The following is a 26159-nucleotide window of genomic DNA, read 5'->3' as shown; positions in this document are numbered from 1 at the left end:
GCCGAACTCGGTCGCGCCGTTCGCGACCAGGCCGAGGGTGACGGCGGGGTTGATGTGCGCGCCAGATGCGTAGGCGACGATGACGCCGGCGAAGACCGCGAGGCCCCAGCCGATGTTCACCATGAGGAACCCGCCGTTGTAGCCCTTCGTCTTGGCGAGGGCGACGTTCGCGACGACGCCGCAGCCGAGCAGCACGAGCATGGCGGTACCGACGAGTTCCGAGAGGAACAGCACTCCGAGATTGTCCACGTTGACCTTTCTGGGTAGGACCGGGCGGCCCGGGGGCGGGCTGCCGATGCGGGCCGCGTCTGGGCGGCCCGGATGAAACGTACCCGCGGAATCGGCCGGTCAGCCGCGGTTCCGCGTGCACATCCGTGCAGATTTCAGTGCGCGGCGAGCTCCTCGAGGACCACGCCGTGACGCTCGGCGAGCACCGCGCGCGCGAGTCGCACCTCGGCGGCCCTGGCCTGGGCGTCCCAGCCGAGGACGTCGCCCACGACGGCGGACAGCTCGTCGAGCAGCGGTGCGGTCACGGCACCCGTGAACGCGAGGCTCGTGCGGCGGAGCAGGACGTCCGCGAGGTGGACGACGCGCTCGTTCGCGGCGAGCCAGGCGACCTCCTCGCGCGAGTATGCCGGCGCGTCCGCGAGCGGCGTCTCGGCGGCGTCCTCGATCGCCTCGATGACCTGCGCGGCGCGCGTGCCGTAGCGCTCGAGCAGCTGCTCGGCCCGCTCGCGGCCCACGCCGTCGCCGTGGCCGACGACCCACACCAGCCGCGCGGCATCCGTCGTCGGGTATCCGACACCACCGCCGATCGGCATGCCCTTCGTGGACCGGACCCGGTCACGGCCGACGAGGCCGAGGACCTCGTCGGCGAGGTGCTCCGCGAGCGCGCGGAACGTGGTCCACTTGCCGCCGACGAGGCTGAGCAGCGTCGTGCCGGGGCGTTCGGCGACCTCCGCCCGCTCGATGCGGTAGTCGCGGCTGACGAAGCCGGGCTGGGTGTCGTCGTGCCGGGGCAGCGGCCGCACGCCGGAGAAGCGGAAGACGATCTGCGAGCGGTCGACCCGGATGCCTGGGAAAACGTGCGCGACGAGGTCGAAGAAGTAGTCGACCTCCTCTTCCGTGCAGACCGCGGGCGTGCGCATGTCGTGCTCGAGGTCGGTCGTGCCGACCATCACGCGACCCTTGAGCGGGTAGATCAGCACGATACGGCCGTCCTCGTGCTCGAAGAAGATCTCGCGTCCGCCGGTGGCGGCGAGGAGCTCCGCGTTGTCGAGCACGATGTGCGACCCCTTGGTGCCGCCCATGAAGCGGGTGTCGCGACCGAGCTGCGCGTTGGTGAGATCGGTCCAGGGTCCCGACGTGTTGACCACGACGTCGGCGGCGAGGTCGAACTCCTCCCCGGTCACGCCGTCCCTGACGCGGACGCCGTCGGCGCCGAGGCCCACGGCCTCGAGGTAGTTCGCCGCTCGCGCGTGCGCCCCAGCCGCGAGGCCGTCGTGCAGCACGTCGAGTGCCAACCGCTCGGGATCGTGCATGCTCGCGTCGTAGTAGGTCGCCGTGTACTTCAGGTCGGGATTCAGTGCGGGGAGTTCGGCGCGCGAGCGCTTCGCGCCGAGGAACCGGTGCCGTGGCACCGACCCGCCGTCGCGCGAGAACGCGTCGTAGATCGTGAGGCCCGCCTTGATGAGCGCCGCGCCGCGCTCGGTCGGCTTGCCCTGCCGGTGCGTCAGGAAGCGGAGCGGGGCGGAGAGGATGCCGGAGAACGTCGAGAAGATCGGCACGGTCGTCTGCAGCGGCTTGACGTAGTGGGGTGCGACCCGGATGAGGCCGTTGCGCTCCTGCACGGACTCCTGAACGAGGCGGAACTCGCCGTTCTCGAGGTAGCGGATGCCGCCGTGGATCATGTGGCTCGAGGCGGCGGAGGCGCCCGAGACGAAGTCGTCGCGCTCGACGAGCACGACGTCGACGCCCTGCAGCGCGAGGTCGCGGAACGTGGCGATTCCGTTGATGCCGCCGCCGATGATCACGACCTCGGCGGAAGGTCGGGCGCGCAGTGCGGAGATCTCGGCGCGAGCGCCGGGGGTGGGCGTGGGGCGGTCCGTCGTCGGCGACGTGATGGGCGACATCGCTGTCCTTTCGAGCTGGTCACGCCGGGTTGCGTGGGCTGCCCGGCTGTGGATGAATACATCGTGGGCATGGATGAACATGCTTGCAAGCCGATTGAACAAACGTGCAGGGAGAGATCCATGGTCGTGACGGACGTCGCAGGACCGGCCGCGGGGGGCGAGCTGCCCACCGGGAAGACGCGGGACGCCCTCCGGGCCGCGCACCTGTACTACCTGCAGGACCTCACGATGGACGCCATCGCGAAGGAACTGCACACTTCGCGATCCTCGGTGTCGCGCCTGCTGAGCCACGCCCGAGCGACCGGGCTCGTCGAGATCTCGATCCACTCCCCCCTCGACCTGCCGAGCCGCCTCGAGCAGGAGATCCTGGAGCGCCACGAGGTCTCGGCGCACGTCGTGCCGGTGCCCGACCACGCGAGCGACGTCGACCGGCTCGAGCGCGTCGCGCTCTCGGCTGCACGGATTCTCACCCGGTTCATCGACTCCAACCAGACGATCGGCGTGGCGTGGGGCTCAACGATGAGCGCGATGAGCCGCCACCTCGCCCCCAAGGCGACGCACAACTCCGAGATCGTGCAGCTGAACGGCGCGGGCAACCTCCGCACGACCGGCATCCTGTACGCGTCGGAGCTGCTCCGCCGCTTCGGCGACGCCTTCGGCGCGCGCGTGCAGCAGTTCCCCGTGCCGGCGTTCTTCGACGACCCGGCCACCAAGGAGGCGTTCTGGCGCGAGCGGAGCACGCGGCGACTGCTCGACCTCCAGGCCTCGATGGACGTCGCGATCTTCGGCATCGGCTCGCCCTTCGCCGAGGTGCCGAGCCACGTGTACCAGGGCGGCTACCTCGAGCGAGCCGACTACCAGGCGCTCTCACGCGACGGCGTGGTCGGCGACGTCGCCACCGTGTTCTACCGGGCGGATGGCTCGACGGACGGCATCGCCCTGAACTCGCGCGCCACGGGCCCGGACTTCACGGTGCTCCGACGCGCGCCACGCCGGATCTGCGTGGTCTCCGGACAGGCGAAGCTCCCCGGCCTCACCGGCGCGCTCGAGGCCGGCCTGATCACGGACCTCATCGTCGACGAGGGGACGGCCCGTCGCCTGGTCGAGCGGTCCGTGGACGACCTCGGAAGCGACCGGGCCGACTGAGTCGCACCGCGATGGGATCGAGATCGCGAACCGTGGGTCCGCAGGGTAGGTTTGCCCTCGCGACTGCCTGATCATCGGCGCGCGAGAGGACCGCATGCACGACCCCGACACCCCGGAGACGACCGGCGGCTCGACCCCGGCCCCGGGTCCGGGCCCGGCCCCGTGGGACGGGCTCCCGCCCGTCGGCGCCCCATCCGTGCCCGACGGACCGGTCGAGTTCGTCATGGTCCCGTCCGAACCGCGTGAGCCGCGCGCGCCTCGGCACATGAGCGGGTTCGCCGCCGCCGGCGCCATCGCCGCCGTCGTCGTCGCGTGGGCGATCGGCCACCAGGTCATCGCGACCGCCGTCCACGCCGGGATGTGGCCCGCCTGGGCGGCCGCCGACTCCGCATACGACGAGGCCGCCGACGACTACCGCGAGACGGCCGAACGGGCCGAGAGCGCGATCGACCGCGGCGACGCCCTCGTCGGGATCGCGGTCGGCGACCTCGTCGCCGAAGAGGATCGCGCGAACCTCGAAGCGCGCATCGCCGAGGCGCGAGCGATTCTCGACGACCGGCCGAGGAGCCCGGGAATCGCCGCGATCGGCGACCCCGCCGCGTTCGCGCCCGCATGGGAGCGGTACGCCGACCTCCTGAGCATGATCGACCTCGTCCCCGCCCGCGAGGACGCGGCCGCCCGCTACGACGCCGCGCGCGACGTGGTCGCCGAGGGCAGCCTGGCGATCGCCGACGCCACGGAGGCGCTCATCGCCGGGACCGAGGCGCGCGCCGTCGCCGCACTCGATCAGAACCCGTCGGCGACCGTGGCCTCGCGCGTCGCGGTGGAGGAGGCCGTCGCCGAGCTCCGGCACTCCCCCACGATCTCGTCCGGCGATTCGAGCCGGTTCGCCGACCTCGCCTCCGCGGTCGACGAGCTGCGGGCCTCGCACGCCGCCGAGGTCGCACGACTGGCCGAGTTCCCCCTCCGGGCCGAGATCGAGGCGTTCGCCAGGTCCATCGCCTTCGACGTCCCGTTCGACGTCGCGTGGGCGGACGAGGTGGGCGGCTTCTCGAGCGACGGGTACTACTCGGGCACGGCCGAGTTCTTCGAGGACGTCGACGGCGACGGCTGGGGGCTCATCTCCCTGACCCACAGCATCGAGGAGTCGTGGTTCTCGGACGAGAACGCGAAGGCCGTGGTCGTGCACGAGGTCGGTCACGTGCAGGTGCTGCGCGAGGCGTGCGCGACGATCTTCGACGGACCCGAGTTCGCGGGCGACCACGAGGTCTGGGCGACGGCGTGGGCGATCGGCATGGGCTACGACCTGCCCGGCGCGGGCATCGAGGCGTACGGCCGGCCGAGCGACGCGCAGATCCAGGCATCGACCGCCTGCCGCTGAACCGTGCGAAGCGCCCGCACGCCCCGCGCCTCGCGGGCGGCCTCCGGGAATACCCGGCGCCCCGGGACGTTGACCTAGAATCGAACACGTAACGTGCTCCGGGGTCGGTGCAAGTCCGAACCGGCGGTGAAAGTCCGCGAGCCGCGAGCGCGTGACCATCCGGTCGCGCGCGGACGGTTGATCCGGTGGAATTCCGGTACCGACGGTGAAAGTCCGGATGGGAGGCAGCACGTGTCGGCGACGCCATGCGCGTGGTCGACCGGTCCGGCGATGCCCGGGCGCCCCGGAGCCTGGAAGGCAGGCGACAGGCGATGACCACGGTCACGCGCGCGGCGACCGATGCCGCGACGATGCGTCGGGCGCTGGAGCTCGCGGAGCGCGGTCCGGCGAGGGGCGTGAACCCCCGCGTCGGTTGCGTCATCATCTCCCCCGACGGCGACGTGCTCGCCGAGGGCTGGCACCGCGGCGCGGGCACCGCGCACGCGGAGGTCGACGCGCTCTCGAAGCTGGCCCCGGGCGCCGCGCACGGCGCGACCGCGGTCGTCACGCTCGAGCCGTGCAACCACGTCGGCCGCACGGGCCCGTGCGCCCGAGCACTCGTCGAGGCCGGCGTCGCGCGCGTCGTCTACGCGGTCGACGACCCCGGACCGCACTCCGCCGGCGGCGCCCGAACGCTCTCCGACGCCGGCGTCGAGGTCGTCGGCGGCGTGCTCGCCGACGAGGTCGAGGCGTTCCTGGAGGACTGGCTCTTCGCCGCCCGCGAAGGTCGTCCGCGCGTCACGGTCAAGTGGGCGTCGAGCCTCGACGGCCGGGTGGCCGCCGCGGACGGTACGAGCCGCTGGATCACCGGTCGGGAGGCCCGTGCCGACGTGCACCGCCGCCGGGCGGTCGCGGACGCGATCGCCGTCGGGACGGGTACCGTGCTCGCCGACGATCCGGCGCTCACCGCCCGGGACGACGAGGGAGCGCTCCTGGACGACCAGCCGGTCCCGGTGGTGTTCGGCAGGCGCGCGATCCCTGCCGACGCGGCCGTGCTGCGGCATCCGATCGAGCCCATCACGTTGGCCGGCACCGAGCTCGCCCACGACCTGGAGGAGCTCCAGCGACGCGGCATCCGCTCGCTCTTCGTCGAGGGCGGCCCGACGCTGGCGACCGCGTTCCTCGCGGCGGGCCTCGCGGACGACCTGCTCGTCTACCTCGCACCCGCCGTCATCGGCGGGCCGCGCACCGCGATCGGCGACATCGGCGTCGGCACGATCGCCGAGGCGCATCGCTTCCACATCACCGAACTGGTGCGACTCGGCGACGACATCCTCGTCGTCGCCCGACCCGACACGGCCGCGCACCCCGAGACCACCACCCGAGAGAGGGTCTGACATGTTCACCGGAATCATCGAGGAACTCGGCGAGATCACGCGCGTCGAGCCGGCCGCCGACGTCATGCGCGTGACGGTCCGCGGGCCGAAGGTCGTCGAGGGCGTCCGCCACGGCGACTCGATCGCGGTCTCGGGCGTGTGCCTCACGGTCGTCGACGCGTCCGACGAGACGTTCACCGCCGATGTCATGGCGCAGACGCTCGCGATGTCGACGCTCGACACCGTGGAGGCGGGTCGCCCGGTCAACCTCGAGCGCGCGGCGCTCGTCGGCGACCGGCTCGGCGGGCACATCGTGCAGGGGCACGTCGACGGCACGGCCGAGGTGCTCCAAGTCGTCCCGGGCGATGCCTGGCGCGTGGTGCGCTTCTCCCTGCCCGCGAGCCTCGCCGCGCTCGTCGTCGACAAGGGATCGATCGCCGTCGACGGGGTCTCGCTCACCGTCAGCGGCCTGGGCGACGAGCCCGAGGGATCGTGGTTCGAGGTCTCGCTGATCCCCGAGACCCTCGCGGCGACGACGCTCGGCTCGCTCGCACCGGGTGACCGCGTGAACCTCGAGACCGACGTGCTCGCCCGCCACGTCCAGCGGATGCTGCGCCTGGACGCGCACCGCGCCCTGCCTTCGTCGCTCGCCCAGCCGGGCGGACCGGGCTGGGAGGTCCGCGCGGACGACCCGGCATCCTCGTCGATCGGAGGCGACCGATGAGCCTCGCCACGATTCCCGAGGTGCTGGACGCACTCCGCGCCGGCAAGCCCGTCATCGTCGCCGACGACGAGGCGCGCGAGAACGAGGGCGACGCCATCATGGCCGCCGAGTTCGCGACCCGCGAATGGATCGCGTGGATGGTCCGCAACACCAGCGGCTACCTCTGCGCGCCGATGCCGAACTCGTTCGCCGACCGGCTCGGCCTGCCGCTCATGGTGGAGCGCAACGAGGACGCGCGCGGCACCGCGTACACGGTCTCGGTGGATGCCGCCGACCGCACCTCGACGGGCATCTCGGCGTCCGACCGGGCGCACACGCTGCGCGTGCTCGCCGACCCCGACTCGACGCCCGACACGCTGATCCGCCCCGGGCACATCCTGCCCCTCCGCGCGGTGGACGGCGGCGTCCGGGAGCGTGCGGGCCACACCGAGGCCGCGGTCGACCTGATGCGACTCGCCGGCCTCTCGCCCGTCGGCGTGATCGGCGAACTCGTGGAGGAGGACGGCGAGATGATGCGCCTGCCCGGGCTCATCGAACTGGGCGAGCGCGAGGGCCTGCCGGTGACGACGGTCGCGGCGCTCGTCGACTGGCTCCGCGAGCAGCATGGCGGGCAGGACCTCGCCGCGGGCGAGTCGCCCGTGGTGATCGACGAGTCGGCGCGCGTGCAGTTCGAGGTCGAGACGAACCTGCCCACCATGCACGGGACGTTCCGCGTTCGCGCCTACCGCGACCGCAACACGGGCGCCGACCACCTCGCGATCATCGCGGGCGACCCTGCGGCAGATCCCGCCGGGGCGATCACGCGGGTGCATTCGGAGTGCCTGACCGGTGAGGCGATCGGGTCGTTGAAGTGCGAGTGCGGCCCGCAGCTCGACGCGGCGCTCTCGACGATCGCGGACCGCGGCGGGGTGGTCGTCTACCTCCGCGGCCACGAAGGCCGCGGCATCGGCCTCATCAACAAGCTGCGCGCGTACCGGCTCCAGGAGGGGGGACTCGACACGCTCGACGCGAACGTGGCGCTCGGGCTCCCGATCGACGCACGCGACTACACGGCGGCCAGCGCGATCCTCGACGACCTCGGGATCGAGCGCGTGCGACTGCTCACCAACAACCCCGAGAAGGTGCACCAGCTCGAGGCGCACGGCATCCGGATCGCCGACCGCCTCCCCCTCGTGGTGGGCGTCGGCGCGGTGAACGCCGGCTACCTCGAGACCAAGCGCACCCGCATGGGACACGCCATCGACGACCGGCAGCTGACCGAGGCTGCCGCAGACGAACTGCTGAAGGGACACGCATCATGAGCGGCACCGGATCACCCGAATTCGACGTGGACGGCGAGGGCCTCCGCATCGTGATCGTCGCAGGCAGCTGGCACGACGAGATCAGCGACGGGCTCATCGCGGGCGCGACGCGCACGCTCGAGGCGGCGGGAGCGTCCTACGAGCTGGTCCGCGTGCCGGGCAGCTTCGAGCTCCCGGTGGTGTCGAAGGCGGCACTCGAGGCGGGCGCCGACGCGGTCGTGGCGCTCGGCGTCATCATCCGCGGCGGGACGCCGCACTTCGAGTACGTGTCGTCGGCCGCGACCGACGGCCTGACCCGCGTCGCACTCGACACGGGCAAGCCCGTCGGCTTCGGCGTGCTGACCCTCGACGACGAGCAGCAGGGCCTCGACCGGGCCGGCCTGCCGGGGTCGAAGGAGGACAAGGGCCGCGAGGCCGCAGAGGCGGCGATCGCGACGGCGAACACCCTCCGGGCGCTCCGCGGCTGAGGCGCGCACGGCCGCGCCCGACGGTCAGGCGGTCGTCGTGCGCGCGCGCCGCCGCGCGGCGGCGAGCCATGCGGTGGCCCGTCCCCACGCCCACCATGCGGCGAGGCCGACCGCGAACGACGCGACGATCGCGAGCGGCGGCGACCACTCCTCGATGGGCGGGTACACCTGCCAATGGGTCAGGTAGACGAACATCGAGGCGGATGCGACCGTGCCGAGCGCGCCCGAGAGCACGACGGGGACCGGCAGGCTCGTCGCCCAGATGAGCAGGCCGAGCCCGATGGCCACGATCCCCTCGCGGACCGGATCGCCGAAGAAGCCGGGCACGGTGACGAGCACGATCGCGCTCGTCGCCACGCGGCGCGGAACCGACGTCGACCGGGCGACGAGCCAGCCGAGCGCGATGAGCCATGCGATGGCGGGCAGCGCGTAGCGCATCGGCGAGGCGGGGGTGACCCCGCCGGACACCGCGTAGCGCACGGCGAGCGCGATGCCCAGCACCGTCAGCGCGAACGCGTACGGGAAGCGTCGCTCCAGCCTCGTGACGCCGGGGACGGCGAAGACCGCGGCCAGCCCGACGATCGACCACACGAGGGCCTCGAGGAACCAGAACTGCCACTGCTCGCTCCAGCCGGTCGTCCCTGGCACGAGCCAGTTCGAGAGCAGCACCGTGGCCGGGTCGTACGCACGCGCGATGAGCGCGACCCCGCCGATCCAGAGCACGGCGGGCACGGCGATGAGCGCCGCGCTGCGGAGCAGGCCGCGCACGCGTCGGCGGCGTTCCCGGCGCTCGTCGGCGGCGCCCGCGGATGAGCCGGACAACCGGAACCGGGCGAGGTTGAAGCCGGCCACAGCGAGCAGCAGGTGCGCGCCGCCCTTGAGCTGCACGACGTCGGCGTGCGTCGCGACGATCAGGATGATCGCGACCGCGCGCAGGACGACGGAGGTCTCGAGCCGCGCGATGCGGCGGCGCCCGGCGGTCGGCGCCGCGCCCGTCGCGTGCGACGGACCGGCCGGCGTCGCGCGATCGTCCGGCGGCACGCGGGTGTCGACGGCGGCCGCGGCCTCCACCGACGGCGCCGGCGCGCCGAACGAGCGGATGCTGCGGCTCGGCCAGTCGGCGGGGAGCGCGCCGATCCGCTCCTCCAGGCGCAGCGCGAGTTCGACGTAGTTCAGCGAGTCCCCGTCGAGCGAGGCGAAGCTGTCGTCCTCCGTGGCATCGGGCCGGCCGAGGAGCTCGGCGTACAGGTCGCGGAGCTCGGCGGCCGAGGGGGCCGGTGGTGCGCTGGGAGCGTCGGCCGGCGACGTCGGTGCAACCGGAGCATCCGTCGCCCGCAGCAGTGCCGTGTGCGCGCGCAGCGCGGCGTGGTCGGGCTTGCCGTTCGGGGTGCGCGGGAACTCGGCGATCGCGTGCACGTCGAACGCGTGCGCCGGAAGCCGCGTGGAGTGCTCGACCGCGGCGCGCGCCGTCTCGATGGACCGGTCGTGGCGGACGAACACCGCGAGCCGCTCGTCGATCGCGACCGTGCGAGCCTCGATGCCGTCGGCGGCGAGCATCCGTTCGATCCGGTCGAGGTCGAGGCGCAGGCCGAAGCTCTTCGCGAAGCGGCTGAGCCGCCCGGTGATCTCGACCAGGCCGTCCGCTCGGCGCCGGGCGAGGTCGCCCGTGCGCAGCTCCCCGAGTTCGGGTCCGCGCGCGAGGTCGGCCGACGTCTCGGCGTACCCCATCATGACGTTCGGTCCCGAGTAGACGAGTTCGCCCTCGCCCGGGGCCGCACCGGCGACGCCCTCGTCGATGCGGAGCGACCCGCCCGGGATCGGCACGCCGATCGCGCCGGCGGCCGTCTCGGCGAGCTCGGGCGGCAGGTAGGCCATGCGCGCGGTCGCCTCGGTCTGGCCGTACATGACGTAGAGGTCGAACCCCCGCCGGCGTCCGAGGCGGGCGAGCGCTCGCACCCGGTCGGGCGCGAGCCGGCCGCCGGCCTGCGTGACGTACCGGAGGTCGGGCAGGTCGCGGCTCGCGAAGTCCGTGGTCTCGAGGAGGTCGTAGGTGTAGGGGACGCCCGCGAATGAGGTCGCTCCGAGGGCTGCGAACTCGTCCCAGAAGGCCGGCTCGACGACCGACCGGTCGGTGAGCAGGACGCTGGCACCCGCCACGAGGTGGCTGTTGACGACCGAGAGCCCGTAGCAGTACCCGAGCGGCAGCGTCGTCGCGGCACGGTCACCGGGCCCGAGGTCGAGGTAGTCGGCGATGCTCCGTGCGTTCGCGGTCACGTTCGTACGGGAGAGCCGGACGAGCTTGGGCGAGCCGGTCGACCCCGACGTGCTCGCGAGCAGGGCGAGTTCGGGGTGGAACGCATGCCTCGCGCCGGCGGCGACGTCCGTCAGCTCGAACCCGCGAGCGTCCGCGCGGACCATCACGTCGGGCGCGTAGCGGGCGACCAGCTCGTCGAGCGCCGCGCCCTCGACGCCCGAGGGGAGGAGCAGCACGGGATGGCCCGCCGCGAGTGCGGCGAGGTAGGTGACGACGGATTCGACGGTGTTGGCGCCCGAGAGGAAGACCAGGCGGCGACCGCCGCCGAGCGCGCTGCGGCGGTCATCGATCCGCTCGCGGAGCTCGCCGTAGTCCACTCGCGACGTCGGCGTGACGAGCGCGGGGGCGGAGGGGTCGCCGCCGAGCAGGTCGAGCGCGGGCTCGGTCCTGGTCAGCAGCATGGGCATGGCGCGTATCCGGTTCGGGGGTCGCATCCGCCGGTTCGGCGGAAAGGTAAGGCTAACCTTACGCGACCGGTCCGAGTCGTCGAAATCCGCGACGATCCGTGACGCGCGCGGTCGCGGCATCCGCCCTGCCCCACGCCCGTGACGGTCGGCTCGTTCCCCTTCTGGGAGCGGGGACCGCGGCGTAGCATTCGGCTCGAGAGGGTCGCCGGGTCCCAGCGCCGGCACCACCGACACCCGGCTCCTCGGAGACGGCGAGGTGCGGGATGAACATGACGATGGACATGATGAAGGGCGCCATGTCGGCGTCGGACATGCCCATGAAGGACATGGACATGTCGATGATGGAGGAGTGTATGGAGGCCCTCTCCGCGTGCATGCAGGCGTGCCTCATGTGCGCCGATGCCGACGCCGGCGAGGGCCTCGGCCGGTGCGGCGCGATGTGCGCCAACTGCGCCGACGTGTGCGACGCGATGATGCGGATGATGCTCCGCACCACCGGCTACGACATGCAGGTCATGATGTCGATGATGGAGACCTGCGTCACCATGTGCCGCGCGTGCTCCGCGGAGTGCATGATGCACGCCGACGCCCACGAGCACTGCCGCATGTGCGCGATGGCCTGCGACCAGGCCGTCATGGCCATGGAGCGGATGATGGGCGCGATGAAGGAGATGATGCCGGCGAGCTGACGTGCGCATCACGTCGACGCGGCCCGGGCGGCCGCGTCGCGTGCGTCAGACCGCGGCGACGCTGTAGCGATCGTCTCCGCGGGCGAGCACGCCGTACACCGGGTGCAGGGCGACCGGGTCGCCGACGGCGAGTCGCCCCGTCAGCGCGCCGTGGTTCCACACCCGGTGCGCGCCGCCCTCGAGGTCGATGAGCTCGACGAACCCGTCCGACGCCGTCGCGACGACGACCGCGTCGGTCCACCGGCTGGCGACGATGCGCGAGAGCCGGTCCTGCATCGGGTGCAGGCCGTGACCGGGCCGATCGGAGCCGCACGACTCGCCCTCGACGCAGCCGCGCATGCCCATCGCGAGGCCCGTGCGGGACTCGGCGGCGGCGTGCGGGTTCTGCGGCGACATGTCGTGCTCCTCGGTCGGTCGGTTCGTGCAGGCGACGATACGCCGGGGCATGACGGATGTCCCGGGGCGCCGTCACACGCGGACACACGCGGCCCGCGGCCGGCCGTCGGCACCTCCGGCCGAACATCGGTCGCGTCGGGGGTCACCCGCATACGATGAGGCGCATGCAGCCCGACCGATCCCCCGCCCTGCGCGTCGCCGATCGCGTGCGCGACGCCGTGACCGCCGGCCGCCCGGTCCTCGCCCTGGAGTCGACCATCCTGACCCACGGCCTGCCGAGCCCGCGCAACCTCGAGGTCGGCCTCGCGACCGAGGCGCTCGTCCGCGAGGCCGGCGTGGAGCCGGCGACGATCGGCGTCATCGGGGGCACCGCGGTCGTCGGCCTCGACGAAGCGGAGATCGAGCGCCTGTGCAGCGCCGATGGCGTCGTCAAGGCGAGCACGCGCGATCTCCCGGTCGCTCGCGCGGCGGGCCTCGATGCGGGGACGACGGTCGCGGCGACCGCGTGGCTGGCGCACCGCGCGGGTATCCGGGTGTTCTCGACGGGCGGGCTCGGCGGCGTGCACCGCGGTGCGAGCGACACGTTCGACGAGTCGACCGACCTCCCGGCGCTCGCCGCGACTCCCATCGTCGTCGTGAGCGCCGGGGTGAAGTCGATCCTCGACGTGGGTGCGACGCTCGAACGTCTCGAGACGCTCGGCATCACCGTGCTCGGCCACCGGACCGACCGCTTCCCGGGCTTCTACGTCGCCGACTCCGGGTTCCCGGTCCCGGCGCGCGTCGAGTCGGCCGCGGAGGCGGCTGAGGTCGCTCGCGCGCGCGACGAGCTCGGCCTGGCCCCGGCGGTGCTCGTCGCCAACCCGGTGGCCGAGACCGACCAGCTCGATCCCGACGTCCACACCCGGGTCCTCGCCGAGGCGTTGGCTGCAGCGGATGCCGCGGGCGTGACCGGGCACGACACGACGCCGTTCCTGCTCGACTTCGTCCAGCGCGCGACCGACGGCCGCAGCCTCGAGGCGAACCTCGCGGTGTACCGCGGCAACGCCCGGCTCGGTGCGGAGATCGCGCGTGAGCTCGCCCGCTGAGCCGGAGTCGGGCCTGCTCGTCGTCGTCGGCGACCTGCTCGAGGACATCGTCGTCTGGGCGACCGAGCCGATCCGGGCTGCGACCGATTCGGCGGCGCAGGTGTTCCGGTCGCGCGGCGGCAGCGCAGCGAACGTCGCGGCGCACGCCGCGGCACGCACGCCGACGAGGTTCATCGGGAGAGTCGGCGACGACGGCGCCGGCGCTGCACTGGTGTCGGCGCTCGCCGCCTCCGGCGTCGACCTTCGCGTCCAGCGCGAGGGACGCACGGGAGCGGTCGTCCTGGTCGTCGCACCCGACGGCGAACGCACGATGTTCCCCGACCGAGCGGCGGCGGCCGAGCTCTCCGGCGTGGAACCCCGATGGCTCGACGGCGTGGCCTGGCTCCACGTGCCGAGCTACGGGTTCGAGCACGAACCGATGCGCGGCGAGGTGCGCCGCCTCGTCGCGCTCGCGCGCGATCGGGGGGCGCGCGTCTCGATCGACGCGTCGTCCACCGGGTTGCTCGAGGGACTCGGCGTCGCGCGCGTGCTCGGCTGGCTCGCGCAGCTCCGCCCGGACGTGCTCTTCGCGAACGAGGCCGAGGCCGAACGGCTCGGCGTCGACGGCGGTGGCGAGGTCGCGGCATCCGTCGCCGCCAGGGTCGTGGTCAAGCACGGTCCGGAGCCGACGGACGTGTTCGACGCCGGCGAGCGCGTCGCGCGCGTCCCGGTGCCGCCCGTCGCCGCCGTGCGCGACCTCACCGGCGCGGGCGACGCGTTCGCCGCGGGGTACCTCGCAGCCGCGATCGACGGAGCCGACGCCACGGCCGCGTGCGCAACCGGGCATGCCCTCGCCGCATCCGTCATCGCCTCGGCCGGCGGCGACATCCCGCACGGGTGACGGCGTGCCGAGCTGTCCACAGGAAGGGCAGCCGGGCCCGAGGCTCCCAGCCTGGCGACGTATGCTGCAATGCGGCCCGCGTTCCCCCGCCGACGGATGCCACCGACGCGCGCCGCGAAGGACGACCTCATGAGCGACACCGAGACCACACCCGGCACGCGTTCCGCAGCGCGCGCCGCCGAACGCGCGGCAGCCCGCGCGGCCCGCACGGGGAGCATCCCGCTCATCGGGCGACGGGACGCCGCCGGAAGGCGACCTGAGCGCGACGCCGCCACGGGTGGCGGCGCGAAGCCGACCGACGCCGCACGCCCCCCGCGGCGCAGCCCGTTCGGCCGCCGCAGCGACACCCCGCCCGGGCCGCGTGCGACGTTCCGCCAGCTGCTGCCGTTCATCTTCGAGCACCGGCCCGTGCTGATCCTCGTCGCGGCGCTGTCGATCGTCGGCGCGATCGCGAGCCTCGCGCAGCCGCTGCTCGTGGGCCGCGTGATCACCATCGTCGAGGCCGGCGACCCGCTCGACGGCATCGTCTGGGCGCTCGTCGCACTCGTCGTCATCAGCGCGATCATCACGGGCTACCAGCACTACCTGCTCCAGCGCACCGGGGAGGGCGTCGTGCTCTCGAGCCGGCGCCGCCTCATCGCGAAGATCCTGCACCTGCCGATCGCCGAATTCGACACGCGCCGCACGGGCGACCTCGTGTCGCGGGTCGGCAGCGACACGACGATGCTCCGCGCCGTGCTCACCCAGGGCCTCGTCGAGGCGATCGGCGGCGCGGTCACGTTCGTCGGCGCGCTCATCGCGATGCTCGTCATCGACGCGGCGCTCCTCGGACTCACCGTCCTCGTCATCGCGGTCGCGATCACGACCGTCACCCTGCTGTCCGCTCGAGTGCGCGAGGCCTCGCACGCCGCGCAGGCGAAGGTCGGCGACGTCGCGGCCTCGGTCGAGCGCGCCATCACCTCCGTGCGCACGATCCGCGCCGCGGGCGCCACCGAGCGCGAAGTGCGCGACGTCGAGGTCGAGGCCGAGGGCGCCTGGGAGATGGGGGTCAAGGTCGCGCGGATCTCGGCGCTCATCGTCCCGATCGCGGGCATCGCGATGCAGGTGTCGTTCCTCGTCGTCCTCGGCGTGGGCGGCTTCCGCGTCGCATCGGGCGCGATCACGATCGCCGACCTCGTCGCCTTCATCCTCTTCCTGTTCATGATGATCCTGCCGCTCGGCCAGGCGTTCGGCGCGATCACCTCGGTCAACCAGGCGCTCGGTGCGCTCGGCCGCATCCAGGAGATCCTCGACCTGCCCGACGAGGACGCGAACGACCGGCAGCTGGCCGCGCGCGCCGTCATGGTCGGTCCGGCGAACGAGGGCCTGCTCCCGGATGCCGCGGCCGTCGAGTTCGACGACGTCCACTTCGCGTACGCGCTCACCCGGCCGTCCGACCCGGCCGATCCCGGCAACGACTCACCCGACGAGCACCTGCCCGAGCCCGACGCGACCGACCGCCAGCCCGTGCTCCGCGGCGTCTCGTTCCGTGTCCCGCGCGGTCAGCGCATCGCGCTCGTCGGACCGTCCGGCGCGGGCAAGTCGACCATCCTGTCGCTCATCGAGCGCTTCTACGACCCGAGCGTCGGCACCGTCCGACTCGGCGGACTCGACCTCCGGTCGCTCGACCGCACCGAGCTCCGCGCGCAGATCGGCTACGTCGAACAGGACGCGCCCGTGCTCGCCGGCACCATCCGCGACAACCTGAAGCTCGGCAGCCCCGACGCGACCGACGAGGAGTGCGTGCACGTGCTGCACGCCGTGAACCTCGGCTCGGTGCTCGAGCGCGACCCCGCCGGCCTCGACGCGCAGGTCGGCGAGAACGGCATCATGCTCTCGGGCGGCGAGCGCCAGCGCCTCGCGATCGCGCGGGCGCTGCTCGCCGCGCCGCCGATCCTGCTGCTCGACGAGTCCACGTCCTCGCTCGACGGCGTGAACGAGCGCATGATGCGGGAGGCGATCGACGCGGTCGCCGCCGGGCGCACGCTCATCGTCATCGCGCACCGGCTCTCCACGGTCGTGGACTCCGACCGCATCGTGGTCGTCGAGGACGGCCGCGTCATCGGCGAGGGCACCCACCAGGAGCTCGTCGAGTCCGTGCCGCTTTACCGCGAGCTCGCCGAGCACCAGCTGCTCGTCTGACCCGAGGCACCCCCACCTCGGATTCAGGGCTGACCCCCACCCCGCCCCGGGGCCTGCGCGGATGCCGCGCACCCCGGGGCATCCGTACCGTGTCCTCATCGCGTTTCCGGCGCGCACGCGCCGCCCACCCGGAGGACCATCATGACCTTGCTCGACGCTCCCAGGACCGCTGCCCGCGGCGCGACGACCGTGCGCGACCTCGCCGCGGTCCTCGCCGCTCCCGCCACCGCCGAGGATGCGGCGCCGTCCTCGCCCGAGCCCACCTTCGACGCCCTCCGCGCACGCCTCCAGTCGTGGCTGCGCGAGTGGGACACCCAGCGACTCCCCGCATTCGAGCAGGCGCGCTCCGTCGCCCCGGCGGGCGACCGTCCCAGCTCGCTCCGCGCCGCGCCGACGCGCACCGACGGCGCGGTGCGCATCACCGCGAGCCTCTACGACCCGCCGAGCCGCGGGGGCGACCCGCTCGCCTGGACCCGCAACTGGGTCACCGCGGTCGTGCTGCCGACCGCGCCGGCGGACGGCCGGGTGTTCTACCGCTTCCGCGTCGGCAGCCGCCTCGTGCTCGACGGTCGCGCCGAGACCGCGCTCGTCTCGACGAGCGTGCACGTCGGCGTCGTCTCGGATGCGGCATCCGGCAGCCCGTTCGACGTGCCGGGATTCGCCACCCCGACGGCGCGCCCGCTCGTCGGCGTGACCGCCCGCGAGGACGTCGACGCGCAGGCCGAGCAGGACGTGGAGGGCTCGATCGCCGTGCGCGCGGGCGAGTCGCCCGTCATCGGCATCGTGGTGGGCGCCGACGTCGTGTTCCGCGACGGCTGGATGCGCGTCCACGAGGGGTCCGGCCTCTGGGTCGGCGCCGCCGACCGCGGTCCGACCGGGTCGGTCGAGGTGCGCTTCGCTCCCGACGCGCTGCTCGACCTGTTCGGCGACACCGGCATCTGACACCCGCTCGCGTCCCATGCGGCGTAGCCTCGCCGCATGGGACGCTACGCCGTGGTCCTGCCGATCGACCGGCTCGAGGTCGGCGGCAGCTTCCCGGTCTCGGCGTGGCCGCTGCACGTCACCGTCGTCGAGCCGTTCGAGACCGATCACGGCACGGCGTGGGTCGCCGACCTGATCGGACCGGTCCTGCACGGACGGCGCCCGATCGAGGCATCCGCCTTCGACCGGGCGATGTTCGGTCGACACCGCGACGTCCCGGTGACGCTGGTCCGCGACGACGGCCCGCTCGGCGCGATGCGCACGCGCCTCCTCGACGCGCTCCGCGACGCCGACATCGACGTCGCGCGTGCCCGAGCGGACTACCGACCGCACGTGACCGACACCGCGCACGGCTCGGTGCCGCCCGGCCGCTCCGTCCGACTCGCGCAGGTCGCGCTCGTGGACCTGCGCCCGCCCGAGGGTCGCGCCATGCGCTCCATCGCGGCGATCTGGCCGCTCGCGGCGGACTGACGGGTCAGCCGGCCGTGCATCGGGCACCTCAGGCGAGCACGTGCCCTACTGACGCGGAGAGCGGACCTCCGCACGCTCGGCCTCCGGCGACGCCGGGCCGTCGTCCGATGACGCTTCGGCACCACGGGTCCGCCACTTCTGCCACGGCCAGTGGCCCGAGATCTCGACCTCGAGCGACCAGCTGAGGAAGGTTCTGATGACCACGATGAGCGCGAGGACCGACACCGATTCGAGCGTGGGCTCGACTGCGACCGTCCGGATGATGTCCGCAGCGACGAGCAGCTCGAGGCCGATGAGGATGCCGCGGCCGAGCACGCGACGGAACCGCGCGTAGACCGGGCCGGCCCTCCGCAACCGACGGATGCCGGCGTCGACCACTGCGACGGCGACGCCGACGACGATCGCGACGACCCCCAGCAGGTCGATGACCTCACCGGTGCGCTCGATGAACGGCCCGAAGTCCATACGCCCTCCCGCAGCCCACGGTAGACCCGCGCGCCCGGCGCGCGACGGATGAGCGCGCGCGTGGCGGCGAGGCGGGGCCGCCCCGCAACTGGGGCTTCCGGCGGGCGCCGTGGGCGAGGAGAATCCGGGTATCGCCCGACGAGGCGGTCGGGCGGAGCCCGCATGGGCTGATGTTGAGACCAGGGGGTCCGATCATGCACGTCGCCCGAATCCTGTCCGCCGCGGCCCTGGTGGTGGTCGCATCGTTGACGCCGGTGGCCGCACAGGCCGACGACACCACGTACACCGCCCAGCTCAGCGCGGCGAACGAGGTGCCCGCCAACGCGTCGCTCGCTCGCGGCGCGGCGATCTTCCAGCTCTCCGCCGACGGCACCGAACTGGACTACCGGCTGATCGTCGCGAACCTCGAGAATCCGATCGCGGCGCACATCCACCTCGCGCCGGAGGGCACGAACGGCGCAGTCGTGACCTTCCTGTACGGTCCCATGCCAGCGGGCGCCGGACGCACGAGCGGCGTGATCGCGACGGGCACGATCACGGCGGCGAACCTCATCGGGCCGCTGGCCGGCGCCTCGCTGGCCGATCTCGTCGCCGAGATCGAGGCCGGCAACACCTACGTCAACGTGCACACCAACGATGGCGAGCCGCCGGCGAACACCGGGCCCGGAGACCTGGCGAGCGGCGAGATCCGCGGCCAGATCGGCTGACCGCCGCGCGATCGCCCCGGGAGACGGCGACGGATGCCGCGGGCGTGACGCGCCTTCCCGTGCACGTCGCGCCCGCGGCATCCGTCGCCTGCGCGCCCCCGGCGCGCGTCACCGCCGGTCGTCGCCCACCCCTGAGCGACGACCGGCGGAGGGTCCGCTACGCCTGCTGCTGCAGGTGGTAGCGGAGGCTGGAGAGTTCGGCGCGCAGCGCCGCGGGCACGCGGTCGCCGAACTTCGCGAAGTACTCCTCGGTGAGGTCGCACTCGGCGAGCCACGTCGTCGGGTCGACCTCGAAGAGCTGGTCGAGCGCGTCATCGGTGATCTCGATGCCGTCGAGGTCGAGCGAACCCTCGGCCGGCAGGTTGCCGATCGGGGTCTCGTCGGCCTCTGCCGTGCCCTCGATGCGCCCGACGACCCACTCGATGACCCGCGAGTTCTCGCCGAAGCCCGGCCACAGGAACTTCCCGTCGTGGCCCTTGCGGAACCAGTTGACCTGGAAGATCTTCGGCGCGTTCGTGCCGAGCACGCGGCCCATCTTGACCCAGTGGCCCCAGTAGTCGGCCATGTTGTAGCCGCAGAACGGGAGCATCGCGAACGGGTCGCGGCGGAGTTCGCCGACGGTGCCCTCGGCTGCGGCGGTCTGCTCCGACGAGATCGTGGCGCCCATGAACACGCCGTGCTTCCACGAGCGGGCCTCGGCGACGAGCGGGACGTTCGTCGCCCGGCGACCGCCGAAGAGGATCGCGTCGATCGGCACGCCGTCGTGGGCGTCCCAGTCGTCCGAGATCTGCGGGCACTGGGCCGCCGCGACCGTGAAGCGCGAGTTCGGGTGCGCCGCGGGACGACCCGAGCCGGGGGTCCACGCGTTGCCCTGCCAGTCGGTGAGCTCGGCCGGGACCGTGTCGGTCAGGCCCTCCCACCAGACGTCGCCGTCGGGGCGGAGCGCCACGTTCGTGAAGATCGTGTTGCCCCAGAGCGTCTGCACCGCGGTCGGGTTGGTCGTCTCGCCGGTCCCGGGCGCGACGCCGAAGAAGCCGGCCTCGGGGTTGATCGCGTAGAGGCGGCCGTCCTCGCCGGGGCGCATCCAGGCGATGTCGTCGCCGATCGTCTCGACCTTCCAGCCGGGGATCGTGGGTCGGAGCATCGCGAGGTTCGTCTTGCCGCAGGCCGACGGGAACGCCGCGGCGATGTGGTACGCCTTGCCCTCGGGCGAGGTGACCTTGATGAGGAGCATGTGCTCGGCGAGCCATCCCTCGTCGCGGGCCATGACGCTCGCGATGCGCAGCGCGAACGCCTTCTTCGCGAGCAGCGCGTTGCCGCCGTAGCCCGACCCGTACGACCAGATCTCGCGGGAGTCGGGGAACTGCACGATGTACTTCGTGTCGTTGCAGGGCCACTCGACGTCGTCGCGCCGGTGGCCGACGCCGTCGACGAGCGGGTAGCCGAGCGAGTGGACCGTGTGCACCCACGGCTCACCGGACTCGATGAGGCGGTAGACCTGCTCGCCCATGCGGGTCATGATGCCCATCGAGAGCACGACGTACGGCGAGTCGGTGATCTCGACGCCGAGCTGGCTGATCTCGCCGCCGAGCGGGCCCATCGAGAAGGGCACGACGTACATCGTGCGTCCCTTCATCGAGCCGGTGAAGACGCCGATGAGCTCCTCGCGCATCGCGTGCGGGTCGCGCCAGTTGTTCGTGGGGCCCGCGTCCTCCTCGTAGGTGGAGCAGATGAACGTGCGGTCCTCGACGCGCGCGACGTCCGACGGGTCGGTGCGAGCGAGGTAGCTGTTGGGACGCCACTCGGGGTTGAGCTTGATCAGCTTGCCCTCGGCGATGAGCTGGCGCGTGAGCTGGTCGGCCTCCTGCTTGGAGCCGTCGCACCAGACGATGTCGTCGGGCTGGGTGATCGCGGCGATCTCGGCCACCCAGGCGCGCAGGGCCGGGTCGGTCGTGCCTCGGGGGCGGTCCTCCGCGTCCGAGGCGGGTCCGGAGGCGCTGACCGAGAAGTCGGAGATGGTCATCGTCGTCCTTTCGAGGAGTTCGGAGAGCCGCCGTGATCGGTGGCGTGTTTCAAGTCTCGGCGAGGATGCGCCATCCATTCGGCCGATTCGGGTGTTAAGAATCCGCGATCTTTCGATAATCTGAAGGCATGAAGCTCGGCAGCCCAGACCTGGCCACGCTCGGCCACCGCATCCGGCACTACCGGACCGACCTCGGGCTCACGCTCGACCAGCTCGGCGATCGGGTGGGGCTCGCGGGCAGTCAGCTCTCCCTCATCGAGAACGGCAAACGCGAGCCGAAGCTCTCCACGCTCGATGCGCTCGCGTCTGCGCTCGAGGTCGACCTCGCCGACCTGCTCTCCCGCGAGGCGCCGAGCAGACGCGCCGAGCTCGAGCTCGAGCTCGGACGGGCGCAGTCGAGCCCGCTCTACGCCGCGCTCGGCCTGCCGCACGTGAAGCCGAGCCGCGGGATGACCGACGAGTCGCTCGAGGCGATCGTCGGCCTGCACCACGAGCTGCAGCGCCGCGCGAGCGAGGCGATCGCGACGCCCGAGGAGGCGCGGCGTGCGAACACCGAGCTCCGGGAACGCATGCGCTCGCGGAACAACTACCTGCCCGAGATCGAGCAGCTCGCCGAGGAGCAGGTGCGCGCGTCCGGCCATCGACAGGGCGCGCTCACCCACCGCGAGGTCAGCGTCATGGCCGAGCGCCTCGGTTTCCAGCTGATCTACGTCAACGACCTGCCCGACTCCACCCGGTCGATCACCGACCTGGCGAACGGGCGGATCTACCTGCCGCCGGCCTCGATCCCCGGCGGTCACGGGCTGCGCTCGATGGCGCTGCAGGCGATGGCGCACCGCCTCCTCGGCCACGAGCCGCCGGCGAGCTACGTCGAGTTCCTCTGGCAGCGGCTCGAGATCAACTACTTCGCGGCCGCGTGCCTGATGCCGCAGGATGCATCCGTCACCTTCCTGCAGGAGGCGAAGAAGGACAAGCGCCTCGCGATCGAGGACTTCCGCGACGCGTTCGGCGTCACGCACGAGGCCGCGGCGCTCCGCTTCACGAACCTGGCCACGAGCCAGCTCGACATGACCGTGCACTTCCTGCGGGTGAACGGCGACGGGGCGCTGCTCAAGGGCTACGAGAACGACGGCCTGCCGCTGCCGACGGATGTCACGGGGTCGATCGAGGGCCAGTGGGTGTGCAAGAAGTGGAGCGCCCGCACCGCGTTCGAGCACACCAATCGGACGACCGAGAACTACCAGTACACCGACACCCCGGTCGGCACGTTCTGGTGCGCGACGCAGACGGGGCGAACGGATGCCACCGAGTTCTCGATCACCGTCGGCGTGCCGTTCAACCAGGCGAAGTGGTTCCGCGGGCGCGAGACCACCCTGCGCTCGGAGTCGCGCTGTCCCGACGAGTCGTGCTGCCGGCGCGCGCCCGACGGCTTGGCCGAGCGGTGGGCGGGCCAGGCGTGGCCGAGCGCACGGCTGCACGCGCACGTGCTCTCGCCGCTGCCGTCCGGAACGTTCCCGGGCGTGGACGACGCGGAGGTGTACGCGTTCCTCGAGGCCCACGCCGGCGAGTAGCCCCGAGGGACGCTCGACATCGCTTGCGATACTGTGCGCCACACAGTACAGTGCAGGACATGAGCATGGATGCCACGACTGCGAGCCACCTGCAGGAACTGCGGCGCGGAACCGTCGTGCTCGGCTGCCTCGTCCGGCTCCGCGAACCCGACTACGGGTACGCGCTGCTCGAGTCGCTCAACCGCATCGGCATCACCGTCGATGCGAACACCCTCTACCCGCTGCTCCGACGACTCGAGAAGCAGGGCCTCCTCACGAGCGAATGGAACACCGACGAGGCGAGGCCTCGGAAGTTCTACCGCACCAGCCCGGCGGGCGAGCAGCTCGCCGGGGTCCTCACCGCCGACTGGAAGCACATCGACCGGGCGCTGGCTCGGCTCACCTCGGGAGAAGGATCATGACCACCCCCGCAGCAACCCTCACCGACCGCTACGTCTGGGCCGCCGCCCGCACACTCCCCGAACCACAACGCGAGGAGTTCGGCCGCGAGCTGCGCGAGCGCATCGGCGACGAGGTCGACGCGCGTCGCGGGTCCGGCGCACCGGACGACGACGCCGAGTTCGCCGTCCTCGTCGAGCTCGGAGACCCCGCGGCACTCGCGGCGAGGTACCTCGATCGCCCGCTGCACCTCATCGGGCCGCGCTACTACCTCACCTGGAAGCGCCTCGTGACGATGCTCCTCGCGATCGTCCTCCCGATCGCGGTCGGGGCCGTCCTGCTCGCCCAGGCGCTCGCGGGAGCGCCGGTCGGCGAGGTCTTCGCGAGCGCGTTCAGCGTCGGATTCTCCCTCGCCGTCCAGCTGGCCTTCTGGCCCACGCTGGTGTTCGCGATCATCGAGCGCAACCCCGGCTCCGGTCCGGTCGAACGCTGGACGCCCGAGCGCCTGCCGACGATCCCCGACGACGGCAGGGGCGGTCGCCTCGGCGACCTCATCGCGTCCCTCGTCTTCCTCGGGCTGTTCGCCGGGGTCATCATCTGGCAGGGCTACGGCGCACCGGTCGCCAACCCGCTGGGCGAGTCGGTCCCCGTGCTCTCCCCCGACCTGTGGTCGTTCTGGATCCCGTGGTTTCTGGTGCTGATCGGGCTCGAGATGGTGTTCGCGACGGCGATCTACGCGTGGGGCTGGAACTGGTGGCTCGCGATCGTGAACCTCCTGCTCAACGTCGCCTTCGCGGTGCCCGCGCTGTGGCTCTTCACGACCGGCCGGCTGGTCAACCCGGAGTTCCTCGACGTGGTCGGGTGGCCGTGGGGCGAGGCCGGCGGAATCGTGGTCACGATCATCGTCTTCGCCGTCATCGCGGTGAGCGTCTGGGACGTGATCGACGGCGTGATCAAGACCGTCCGCAGGCGCGGCGGGTCCGCGCTCTCGCTCGGCCGGATCTAGCCTCGCAGCGCGAGCGCGCGGCACGGACGCGCGCGCCTACTTCGGCTGCATCCGGATCCCGCCGTCGAGGCGGATCGTCTCACCGTTCAGCATCGGGTTCGCCACGATCGAGCGCACGAGCGCCGCGTACTCGCTCGGGTGACCGAGTCGTGACGGATGCGGCACCTGCGCCTCGAGCGAGGCGCGCACGTCGTCGGGCATCCCGGCCATCATCGGCGTCTCGAAGATGCCGGGCGCGATCGTCACGACCCGGATGAGCAGCTTCGAGAGATCCCGCGCGATCGGCAGCGTCATACCGGCGACGCCGGCCTTGGAGGCGGAGTAGGCGGCTTGGCCGACCTGGCCGTCGAAGGCGGCGACGGAGGCGGTGTTCACGATGACGCCGCGCTCGAGCGTCGCGGGGCCGTCGGCGACTCCGGCGGCCACCGGCTCGGTCGCCGCCATCGCCGCCGCCGCGAGTCGGATCACGTTGAACGTGCCGATGAGGTTGACCCGGATGGTGCGCTCGAACGCCTCGAGCGGCGCGGGGCCCTCACGGCCGACCGTGCGGTTCGCGGTCACGATGCCGGCGCAGTTGACCGCGACCCGAAGGGGTCCGAGTGCGGATGCCGCGGCGACCGCCGCGGCGACCTGCGCCTCGTCGGCGACGTCCGCGGGCACGAACCGCGCCCGCTCGCCGAGCTCGGCCGCGGCCTGCTCGCCGCGCGGGCCCGGCAGGTCGACGAGCACGACCCGGGCGCCGCCGTCGACGAGGGCCTGCGCCGTCGCACGCCCGAGCCCGGACGCGCCGCCCGTGACGATCGCGGATGCTCCGGTGAGTTCCATGTGGTTCCTTCCTTCGGTTCGATTCCGGTTCGGCGGCGTGCCGACGCCGGTGCCGAGGCTCGGCGAGGAGTGCCGCGCGGGGCGGCCGGGACGGCTCAGACCCGCTCGACGACGTACGCGTTGGCCATGCCGCCGCCCTCGCACATCGTCTGCAGTCCGTATCGTCCGCCGGTCGCCTCGAGCTGGTTCACGAGGGTCGTGAGCAGCCGCGTGCCGCTCGAGCCGAGCGCGTGGCCGAGCGCGATCGCCCCGCCGCGCGGGTTCAGCTTGTCGGGGTCGGCGCCGGTCTCGGCGAGCCACGCGAGCGGCACGGACGCGAACGCCTCGTTGACCTCGTACGCGTCGATGTCGTCGTGGCCGAGGCCGGCGCGCTCGAGCACCTTCGCGGTGGCCGGGATGACGCCCGTCAGCATGAAGAGCGGATCGCTCCCGACGACCGAGAACGCGCGGAAGCGCGCCCGCGGCTCGAGCCCGAGCCGTTCGGCGGCCTCGGCGCTCATGATGAGCGCGGCCGAGGCGCCGTCCGTGAGGGGCGAGGAGTTTCCGGGGGTGATCCGCCATTCGACGTCGGGGAAGCGCTCGGCGAGCCGGTCGGTGCGGAACGCCGGGTTCAGCCCGGCGAGCGACTCGACCGAGGTGCCGGGTCGCACGGTCTCGTCGACCAGCCGGTCCACGCCCGCGACGGGCACGAGCTCGGTCGCGAACGCGCCCGACTCCCCGGCCGCCGCGGCGAGGTCGTGCGAGCGCGCCGCGAAGGTGTCGAGCTCGTCCCGTGTGAAGCCCCATTCCTGCGCGATCAGCTCCGCGGACACGCCCTGGCTCACGAGGCCCTCGGGGTACCGCGCGTGCACGCGCGTGCCGAACGGGTCGGCGCCCGCCGCGCTCGAGCCGAGCGGCACCCGGCTCATCGACTCGACGCCGCACGCGATGATGATGTCGGCCTGGCCGGCGAGGATCGCCTGCGCCGCGAAGGTCGCCGCCTGCTGGCTCGACCCGCACTGGCGATCGATGCTCGTGCCGGGCACGTGCTCGGGGAAGCCGGCCGCGAGCACGGCGTTCCGGGTGACGTTGTAGGACTGCTCGCCGATCTGGCTGACGCAGCCACCGATGACGTCGTCGACGATGCCGGGGTCGAGGTCGTTCCGGTCGATGATCGCCGTGAGCACGCCCGCGAGCAGGTCCACCGGATGGACGCCGCTCAGCATCCCCCCGGGCTTGCCGCGCCCCACCGGGGTGCGGACGACGTCGACGATGACGGCTTCGGTGCTCATGCC

At 72.7% G+C, this 26159-nt stretch carries 24 protein-coding genes and 1 riboswitch; of the genes, 16 read left to right on the top strand and 8 right to left on the bottom strand.

What is annotated here, in order from left to right:
* Positions 1-249, bottom strand: a 249-nt coding sequence (locus GJR97_RS01085) for an aquaporin (protein ID WP_324612963.1), incomplete at its 3' end; no start/stop codon positions are given.
* 134 nt (positions 250-383) lie between these two features.
* Positions 384-2132 (bottom strand): glycerol-3-phosphate dehydrogenase/oxidase, encoded by a 1749-nt coding sequence (locus tag GJR97_RS01080; protein WP_154344710.1) that lies wholly within the window; start codon positions 2130-2132, stop codon positions 384-386.
* A gap of 120 nt (positions 2133-2252) precedes the next feature.
* Here GJR97_RS01080 and GJR97_RS01075 point away from each other — a divergent pair, with 120 nt between their 5' ends.
* From GJR97_RS01075 to ribH, 6 genes are all read left to right on the top strand, one after another.
* Positions 2253-3278, top strand: a complete 1026-nt coding sequence (locus tag GJR97_RS01075; RefSeq protein WP_154344709.1) for a sugar-binding transcriptional regulator — start codon at positions 2253-2255, stop codon at positions 3276-3278.
* 94 nt (positions 3279-3372) lie between these two features.
* Positions 3373-4659 carry a hypothetical protein gene (locus GJR97_RS01070; RefSeq protein ID WP_154344708.1) on the top strand — a complete coding sequence of 429 codons (1287 nt, stop codon included), beginning with the start codon at positions 3373-3375 and terminating at the stop codon, positions 4657-4659.
* 89 nt (positions 4660-4748) lie between these two features.
* Positions 4749-4894, top strand: a riboswitch (FMN riboswitch).
* Positions 4895-4970: 76 nt separating this feature from the next.
* Positions 4971-6035 (top strand): bifunctional diaminohydroxyphosphoribosylaminopyrimidine deaminase/5-amino-6-(5-phosphoribosylamino)uracil reductase RibD, encoded by a 1065-nt coding sequence (ribD, locus tag GJR97_RS01065; protein WP_229275891.1) that lies wholly within the window; start codon positions 4971-4973, stop codon positions 6033-6035.
* A 1-nt stretch (position 6036) separates the two neighbouring features.
* Positions 6037-6738 (top strand): riboflavin synthase, encoded by a 702-nt coding sequence (locus GJR97_RS01060; protein WP_154344707.1) that lies wholly within the window; start codon positions 6037-6039, stop codon positions 6736-6738.
* Positions 6735-8039, top strand: a complete 1305-nt coding sequence (gene ribA / locus GJR97_RS01055) for a GTP cyclohydrolase II (protein ID WP_154344706.1) — start codon at positions 6735-6737, stop codon at positions 8037-8039. Before GJR97_RS01060 ends, ribA begins: the two co-directional genes overlap by 4 nt.
* On the top strand, positions 8036-8506 hold the full coding sequence (ribH, locus tag GJR97_RS01050; protein ID WP_154344705.1) for a 6,7-dimethyl-8-ribityllumazine synthase: 471 nt from the start codon (positions 8036-8038) through the stop codon (positions 8504-8506). The genes ribA and ribH overlap by 4 nt, the downstream gene beginning before the upstream one ends.
* A 24-nt stretch (positions 8507-8530) precedes the next feature.
* Here ribH and GJR97_RS01045 read toward each other — a convergent pair whose 3' ends face one another.
* Complete coding sequence (locus GJR97_RS01045) at positions 8531-11227, bottom strand: AMP-binding protein (protein ID WP_195760575.1); 2697 nt, start codon at positions 11225-11227, stop codon at positions 8531-8533.
* 263 nt (positions 11228-11490) lie between these two features.
* Here GJR97_RS01045 and GJR97_RS01040 point away from each other — a divergent pair, with 263 nt between their 5' ends.
* Complete coding sequence (locus tag GJR97_RS01040; protein WP_195760574.1) at positions 11491-11916, top strand: aldehyde dehydrogenase; 426 nt, start codon at positions 11491-11493, stop codon at positions 11914-11916.
* 45 nt (positions 11917-11961) lie between these two features.
* Here GJR97_RS01040 and GJR97_RS01035 read toward each other — a convergent pair whose 3' ends face one another.
* Positions 11962-12312, bottom strand: coding sequence for a hypothetical protein (locus tag GJR97_RS01035; RefSeq protein ID WP_154344703.1), 351 nt, complete (start codon positions 12310-12312; stop codon positions 11962-11964).
* A 164-nt stretch (positions 12313-12476) separates the two neighbouring features.
* On the opposite strand from GJR97_RS01035, the gene GJR97_RS01030 reads away from it, so the two are divergent.
* From GJR97_RS01030 to GJR97_RS01010, 5 genes are all read left to right on the top strand, one after another.
* A complete protein-coding gene (locus GJR97_RS01030) occupies positions 12477-13397 on the top strand; it encodes a pseudouridine-5'-phosphate glycosidase (protein WP_154344702.1) in 921 nt (306 codons plus the stop codon).
* On the top strand, positions 13381-14277 hold the full coding sequence (locus tag GJR97_RS01025; protein WP_324612961.1) for a carbohydrate kinase family protein: 897 nt from the start codon (positions 13381-13383) through the stop codon (positions 14275-14277). The genes GJR97_RS01030 and GJR97_RS01025 overlap by 17 nt, the downstream gene beginning before the upstream one ends.
* 129 nt (positions 14278-14406) lie before the next feature.
* A complete protein-coding gene (locus tag GJR97_RS01020) occupies positions 14407-16458 on the top strand; it encodes an ABC transporter ATP-binding protein (protein ID WP_154344701.1) in 2052 nt (683 codons plus the stop codon).
* Between the two features lie 141 nt (positions 16459-16599).
* Positions 16600-17400, top strand: a complete 801-nt coding sequence (locus tag GJR97_RS01015) for a hypothetical protein (RefSeq protein ID WP_154344700.1) — start codon at positions 16600-16602, stop codon at positions 17398-17400.
* A 36-nt stretch (positions 17401-17436) separates the two neighbouring features.
* On the top strand, positions 17437-17910 hold the full coding sequence (locus GJR97_RS01010) for a 2'-5' RNA ligase family protein (protein ID WP_154344699.1): 474 nt from the start codon (positions 17437-17439) through the stop codon (positions 17908-17910).
* A 45-nt stretch (positions 17911-17955) separates the two neighbouring features.
* Here the strand turns inward: GJR97_RS01010 and GJR97_RS01005 are convergent, their stop codons facing one another.
* Positions 17956-18375: a DUF1622 domain-containing protein gene (locus tag GJR97_RS01005; RefSeq protein WP_154344698.1), complete on the bottom strand. Its 420-nt coding sequence runs from the start codon at positions 18373-18375 to the stop codon at positions 17956-17958.
* A gap of 194 nt (positions 18376-18569) precedes the next feature.
* Between GJR97_RS01005 and GJR97_RS01000 the strand changes: the two genes are divergently transcribed.
* Entirely contained in the window at positions 18570-19082 is a 513-nt protein-coding gene (locus GJR97_RS01000; protein WP_154344697.1) for a CHRD domain-containing protein, read from the top strand.
* A 157-nt stretch (positions 19083-19239) separates the two neighbouring features.
* Here GJR97_RS01000 and GJR97_RS00995 read toward each other — a convergent pair whose 3' ends face one another.
* Positions 19240-21105 (bottom strand): phosphoenolpyruvate carboxykinase (GTP), encoded by a 1866-nt coding sequence (locus GJR97_RS00995; RefSeq protein WP_154344696.1) that lies wholly within the window; start codon positions 21103-21105, stop codon positions 19240-19242.
* 128 nt (positions 21106-21233) lie between these two features.
* Here GJR97_RS00995 and GJR97_RS00990 point away from each other — a divergent pair, with 128 nt between their 5' ends.
* Genes GJR97_RS00990 through GJR97_RS00980 form a run of 3 tightly spaced genes read left to right on the top strand, consistent with a single transcriptional unit; the run spans position 21234 to position 24060 of the window.
* On the top strand, positions 21234-22676 hold the full coding sequence (locus GJR97_RS00990; protein ID WP_154344695.1) for a helix-turn-helix domain-containing protein: 1443 nt from the start codon (positions 21234-21236) through the stop codon (positions 22674-22676).
* 59 nt (positions 22677-22735) lie between these two features.
* Positions 22736-23077, top strand: coding sequence for a PadR family transcriptional regulator (locus tag GJR97_RS00985; protein WP_154344694.1), 342 nt, complete (start codon positions 22736-22738; stop codon positions 23075-23077).
* Positions 23074-24060, top strand: coding sequence for a hypothetical protein (locus tag GJR97_RS00980; protein ID WP_154344693.1), 987 nt, complete (start codon positions 23074-23076; stop codon positions 24058-24060). The genes GJR97_RS00985 and GJR97_RS00980 overlap by 4 nt, the downstream gene beginning before the upstream one ends.
* Before the next feature lie 36 nt (positions 24061-24096).
* Here the strand turns inward: GJR97_RS00980 and GJR97_RS00975 are convergent, their stop codons facing one another.
* Positions 24097-24885: an SDR family NAD(P)-dependent oxidoreductase gene (locus GJR97_RS00975; protein WP_154344692.1), complete on the bottom strand. Its 789-nt coding sequence runs from the start codon at positions 24883-24885 to the stop codon at positions 24097-24099.
* A gap of 95 nt (positions 24886-24980) precedes the next feature.
* On the bottom strand, positions 24981-26156 hold the full coding sequence (locus tag GJR97_RS00970; RefSeq protein WP_154344691.1) for a thiolase family protein: 1176 nt from the start codon (positions 26154-26156) through the stop codon (positions 24981-24983).
* Positions 26157-26159: the final 3 nt, after the last annotated feature.

The organism is Agromyces kandeliae, from assembly GCF_009674665.1.
Taxonomy (GTDB): domain Bacteria; phylum Actinomycetota; class Actinomycetes; order Actinomycetales; family Microbacteriaceae; genus Agromyces; species Agromyces kandeliae.
Note: the sequence above shows the minus strand (reverse complement) of the source record. Positions and strands in the feature narration are given on the sequence as shown.

Excerpts from the sequence above, each read along its gene's own strand:
- GJR97_RS01080 (WP_154344710.1), bottom strand. The coding sequence starts at position 2,132 with ATGTCGCCCATCACGTCGCCGACGACGGACCGCCCCACGCCCACCCCC.
- GJR97_RS01075 (WP_154344709.1), top strand. The coding sequence starts at position 2,253 with ATGGTCGTGACGGACGTCGCAGGACCGGCCGCGGGGGGCGAGCTGCCC.
- GJR97_RS01070 (WP_154344708.1), top strand. The coding sequence starts at position 3,373 with ATGCACGACCCCGACACCCCGGAGACGACCGGCGGCTCGACCCCGGCC.
- ribD (WP_229275891.1), top strand. The coding sequence starts at position 4,971 with ATGACCACGGTCACGCGCGCGGCGACCGATGCCGCGACGATGCGTCGG.
- GJR97_RS01060 (WP_154344707.1), top strand. The coding sequence starts at position 6,037 with ATGTTCACCGGAATCATCGAGGAACTCGGCGAGATCACGCGCGTCGAG.
- ribA (WP_154344706.1), top strand. The coding sequence starts at position 6,735 with ATGAGCCTCGCCACGATTCCCGAGGTGCTGGACGCACTCCGCGCCGGC.
- ribH (WP_154344705.1), top strand. The coding sequence starts at position 8,036 with ATGAGCGGCACCGGATCACCCGAATTCGACGTGGACGGCGAGGGCCTC.
- GJR97_RS01045 (WP_195760575.1), bottom strand. The coding sequence starts at position 11,227 with ATGCCCATGCTGCTGACCAGGACCGAGCCCGCGCTCGACCTGCTCGGC.
- GJR97_RS01040 (WP_195760574.1), top strand. The coding sequence starts at position 11,491 with ATGAACATGACGATGGACATGATGAAGGGCGCCATGTCGGCGTCGGAC.
- GJR97_RS01035 (WP_154344703.1), bottom strand. The coding sequence starts at position 12,312 with ATGTCGCCGCAGAACCCGCACGCCGCCGCCGAGTCCCGCACGGGCCTC.
- GJR97_RS01030 (WP_154344702.1), top strand. The coding sequence starts at position 12,477 with ATGCAGCCCGACCGATCCCCCGCCCTGCGCGTCGCCGATCGCGTGCGC.
- GJR97_RS01020 (WP_154344701.1), top strand. The coding sequence starts at position 14,407 with ATGAGCGACACCGAGACCACACCCGGCACGCGTTCCGCAGCGCGCGCC.
- GJR97_RS01015 (WP_154344700.1), top strand. The coding sequence starts at position 16,600 with ATGACCTTGCTCGACGCTCCCAGGACCGCTGCCCGCGGCGCGACGACC.
- GJR97_RS01010 (WP_154344699.1), top strand. The coding sequence starts at position 17,437 with ATGGGACGCTACGCCGTGGTCCTGCCGATCGACCGGCTCGAGGTCGGC.
- GJR97_RS01005 (WP_154344698.1), bottom strand. The coding sequence starts at position 18,375 with ATGGACTTCGGGCCGTTCATCGAGCGCACCGGTGAGGTCATCGACCTG.
- GJR97_RS01000 (WP_154344697.1), top strand. The coding sequence starts at position 18,570 with ATGCACGTCGCCCGAATCCTGTCCGCCGCGGCCCTGGTGGTGGTCGCA.
- GJR97_RS00995 (WP_154344696.1), bottom strand. The coding sequence starts at position 21,105 with ATGACCATCTCCGACTTCTCGGTCAGCGCCTCCGGACCCGCCTCGGAC.
- GJR97_RS00990 (WP_154344695.1), top strand. The coding sequence starts at position 21,234 with ATGAAGCTCGGCAGCCCAGACCTGGCCACGCTCGGCCACCGCATCCGG.
- GJR97_RS00985 (WP_154344694.1), top strand. The coding sequence starts at position 22,736 with ATGAGCATGGATGCCACGACTGCGAGCCACCTGCAGGAACTGCGGCGC.
- GJR97_RS00980 (WP_154344693.1), top strand. The coding sequence starts at position 23,074 with ATGACCACCCCCGCAGCAACCCTCACCGACCGCTACGTCTGGGCCGCC.
- GJR97_RS00975 (WP_154344692.1), bottom strand. The coding sequence starts at position 24,885 with ATGGAACTCACCGGAGCATCCGCGATCGTCACGGGCGGCGCGTCCGGG.
- GJR97_RS00970 (WP_154344691.1), bottom strand. The coding sequence starts at position 26,156 with ATGAGCACCGAAGCCGTCATCGTCGACGTCGTCCGCACCCCGGTGGGG.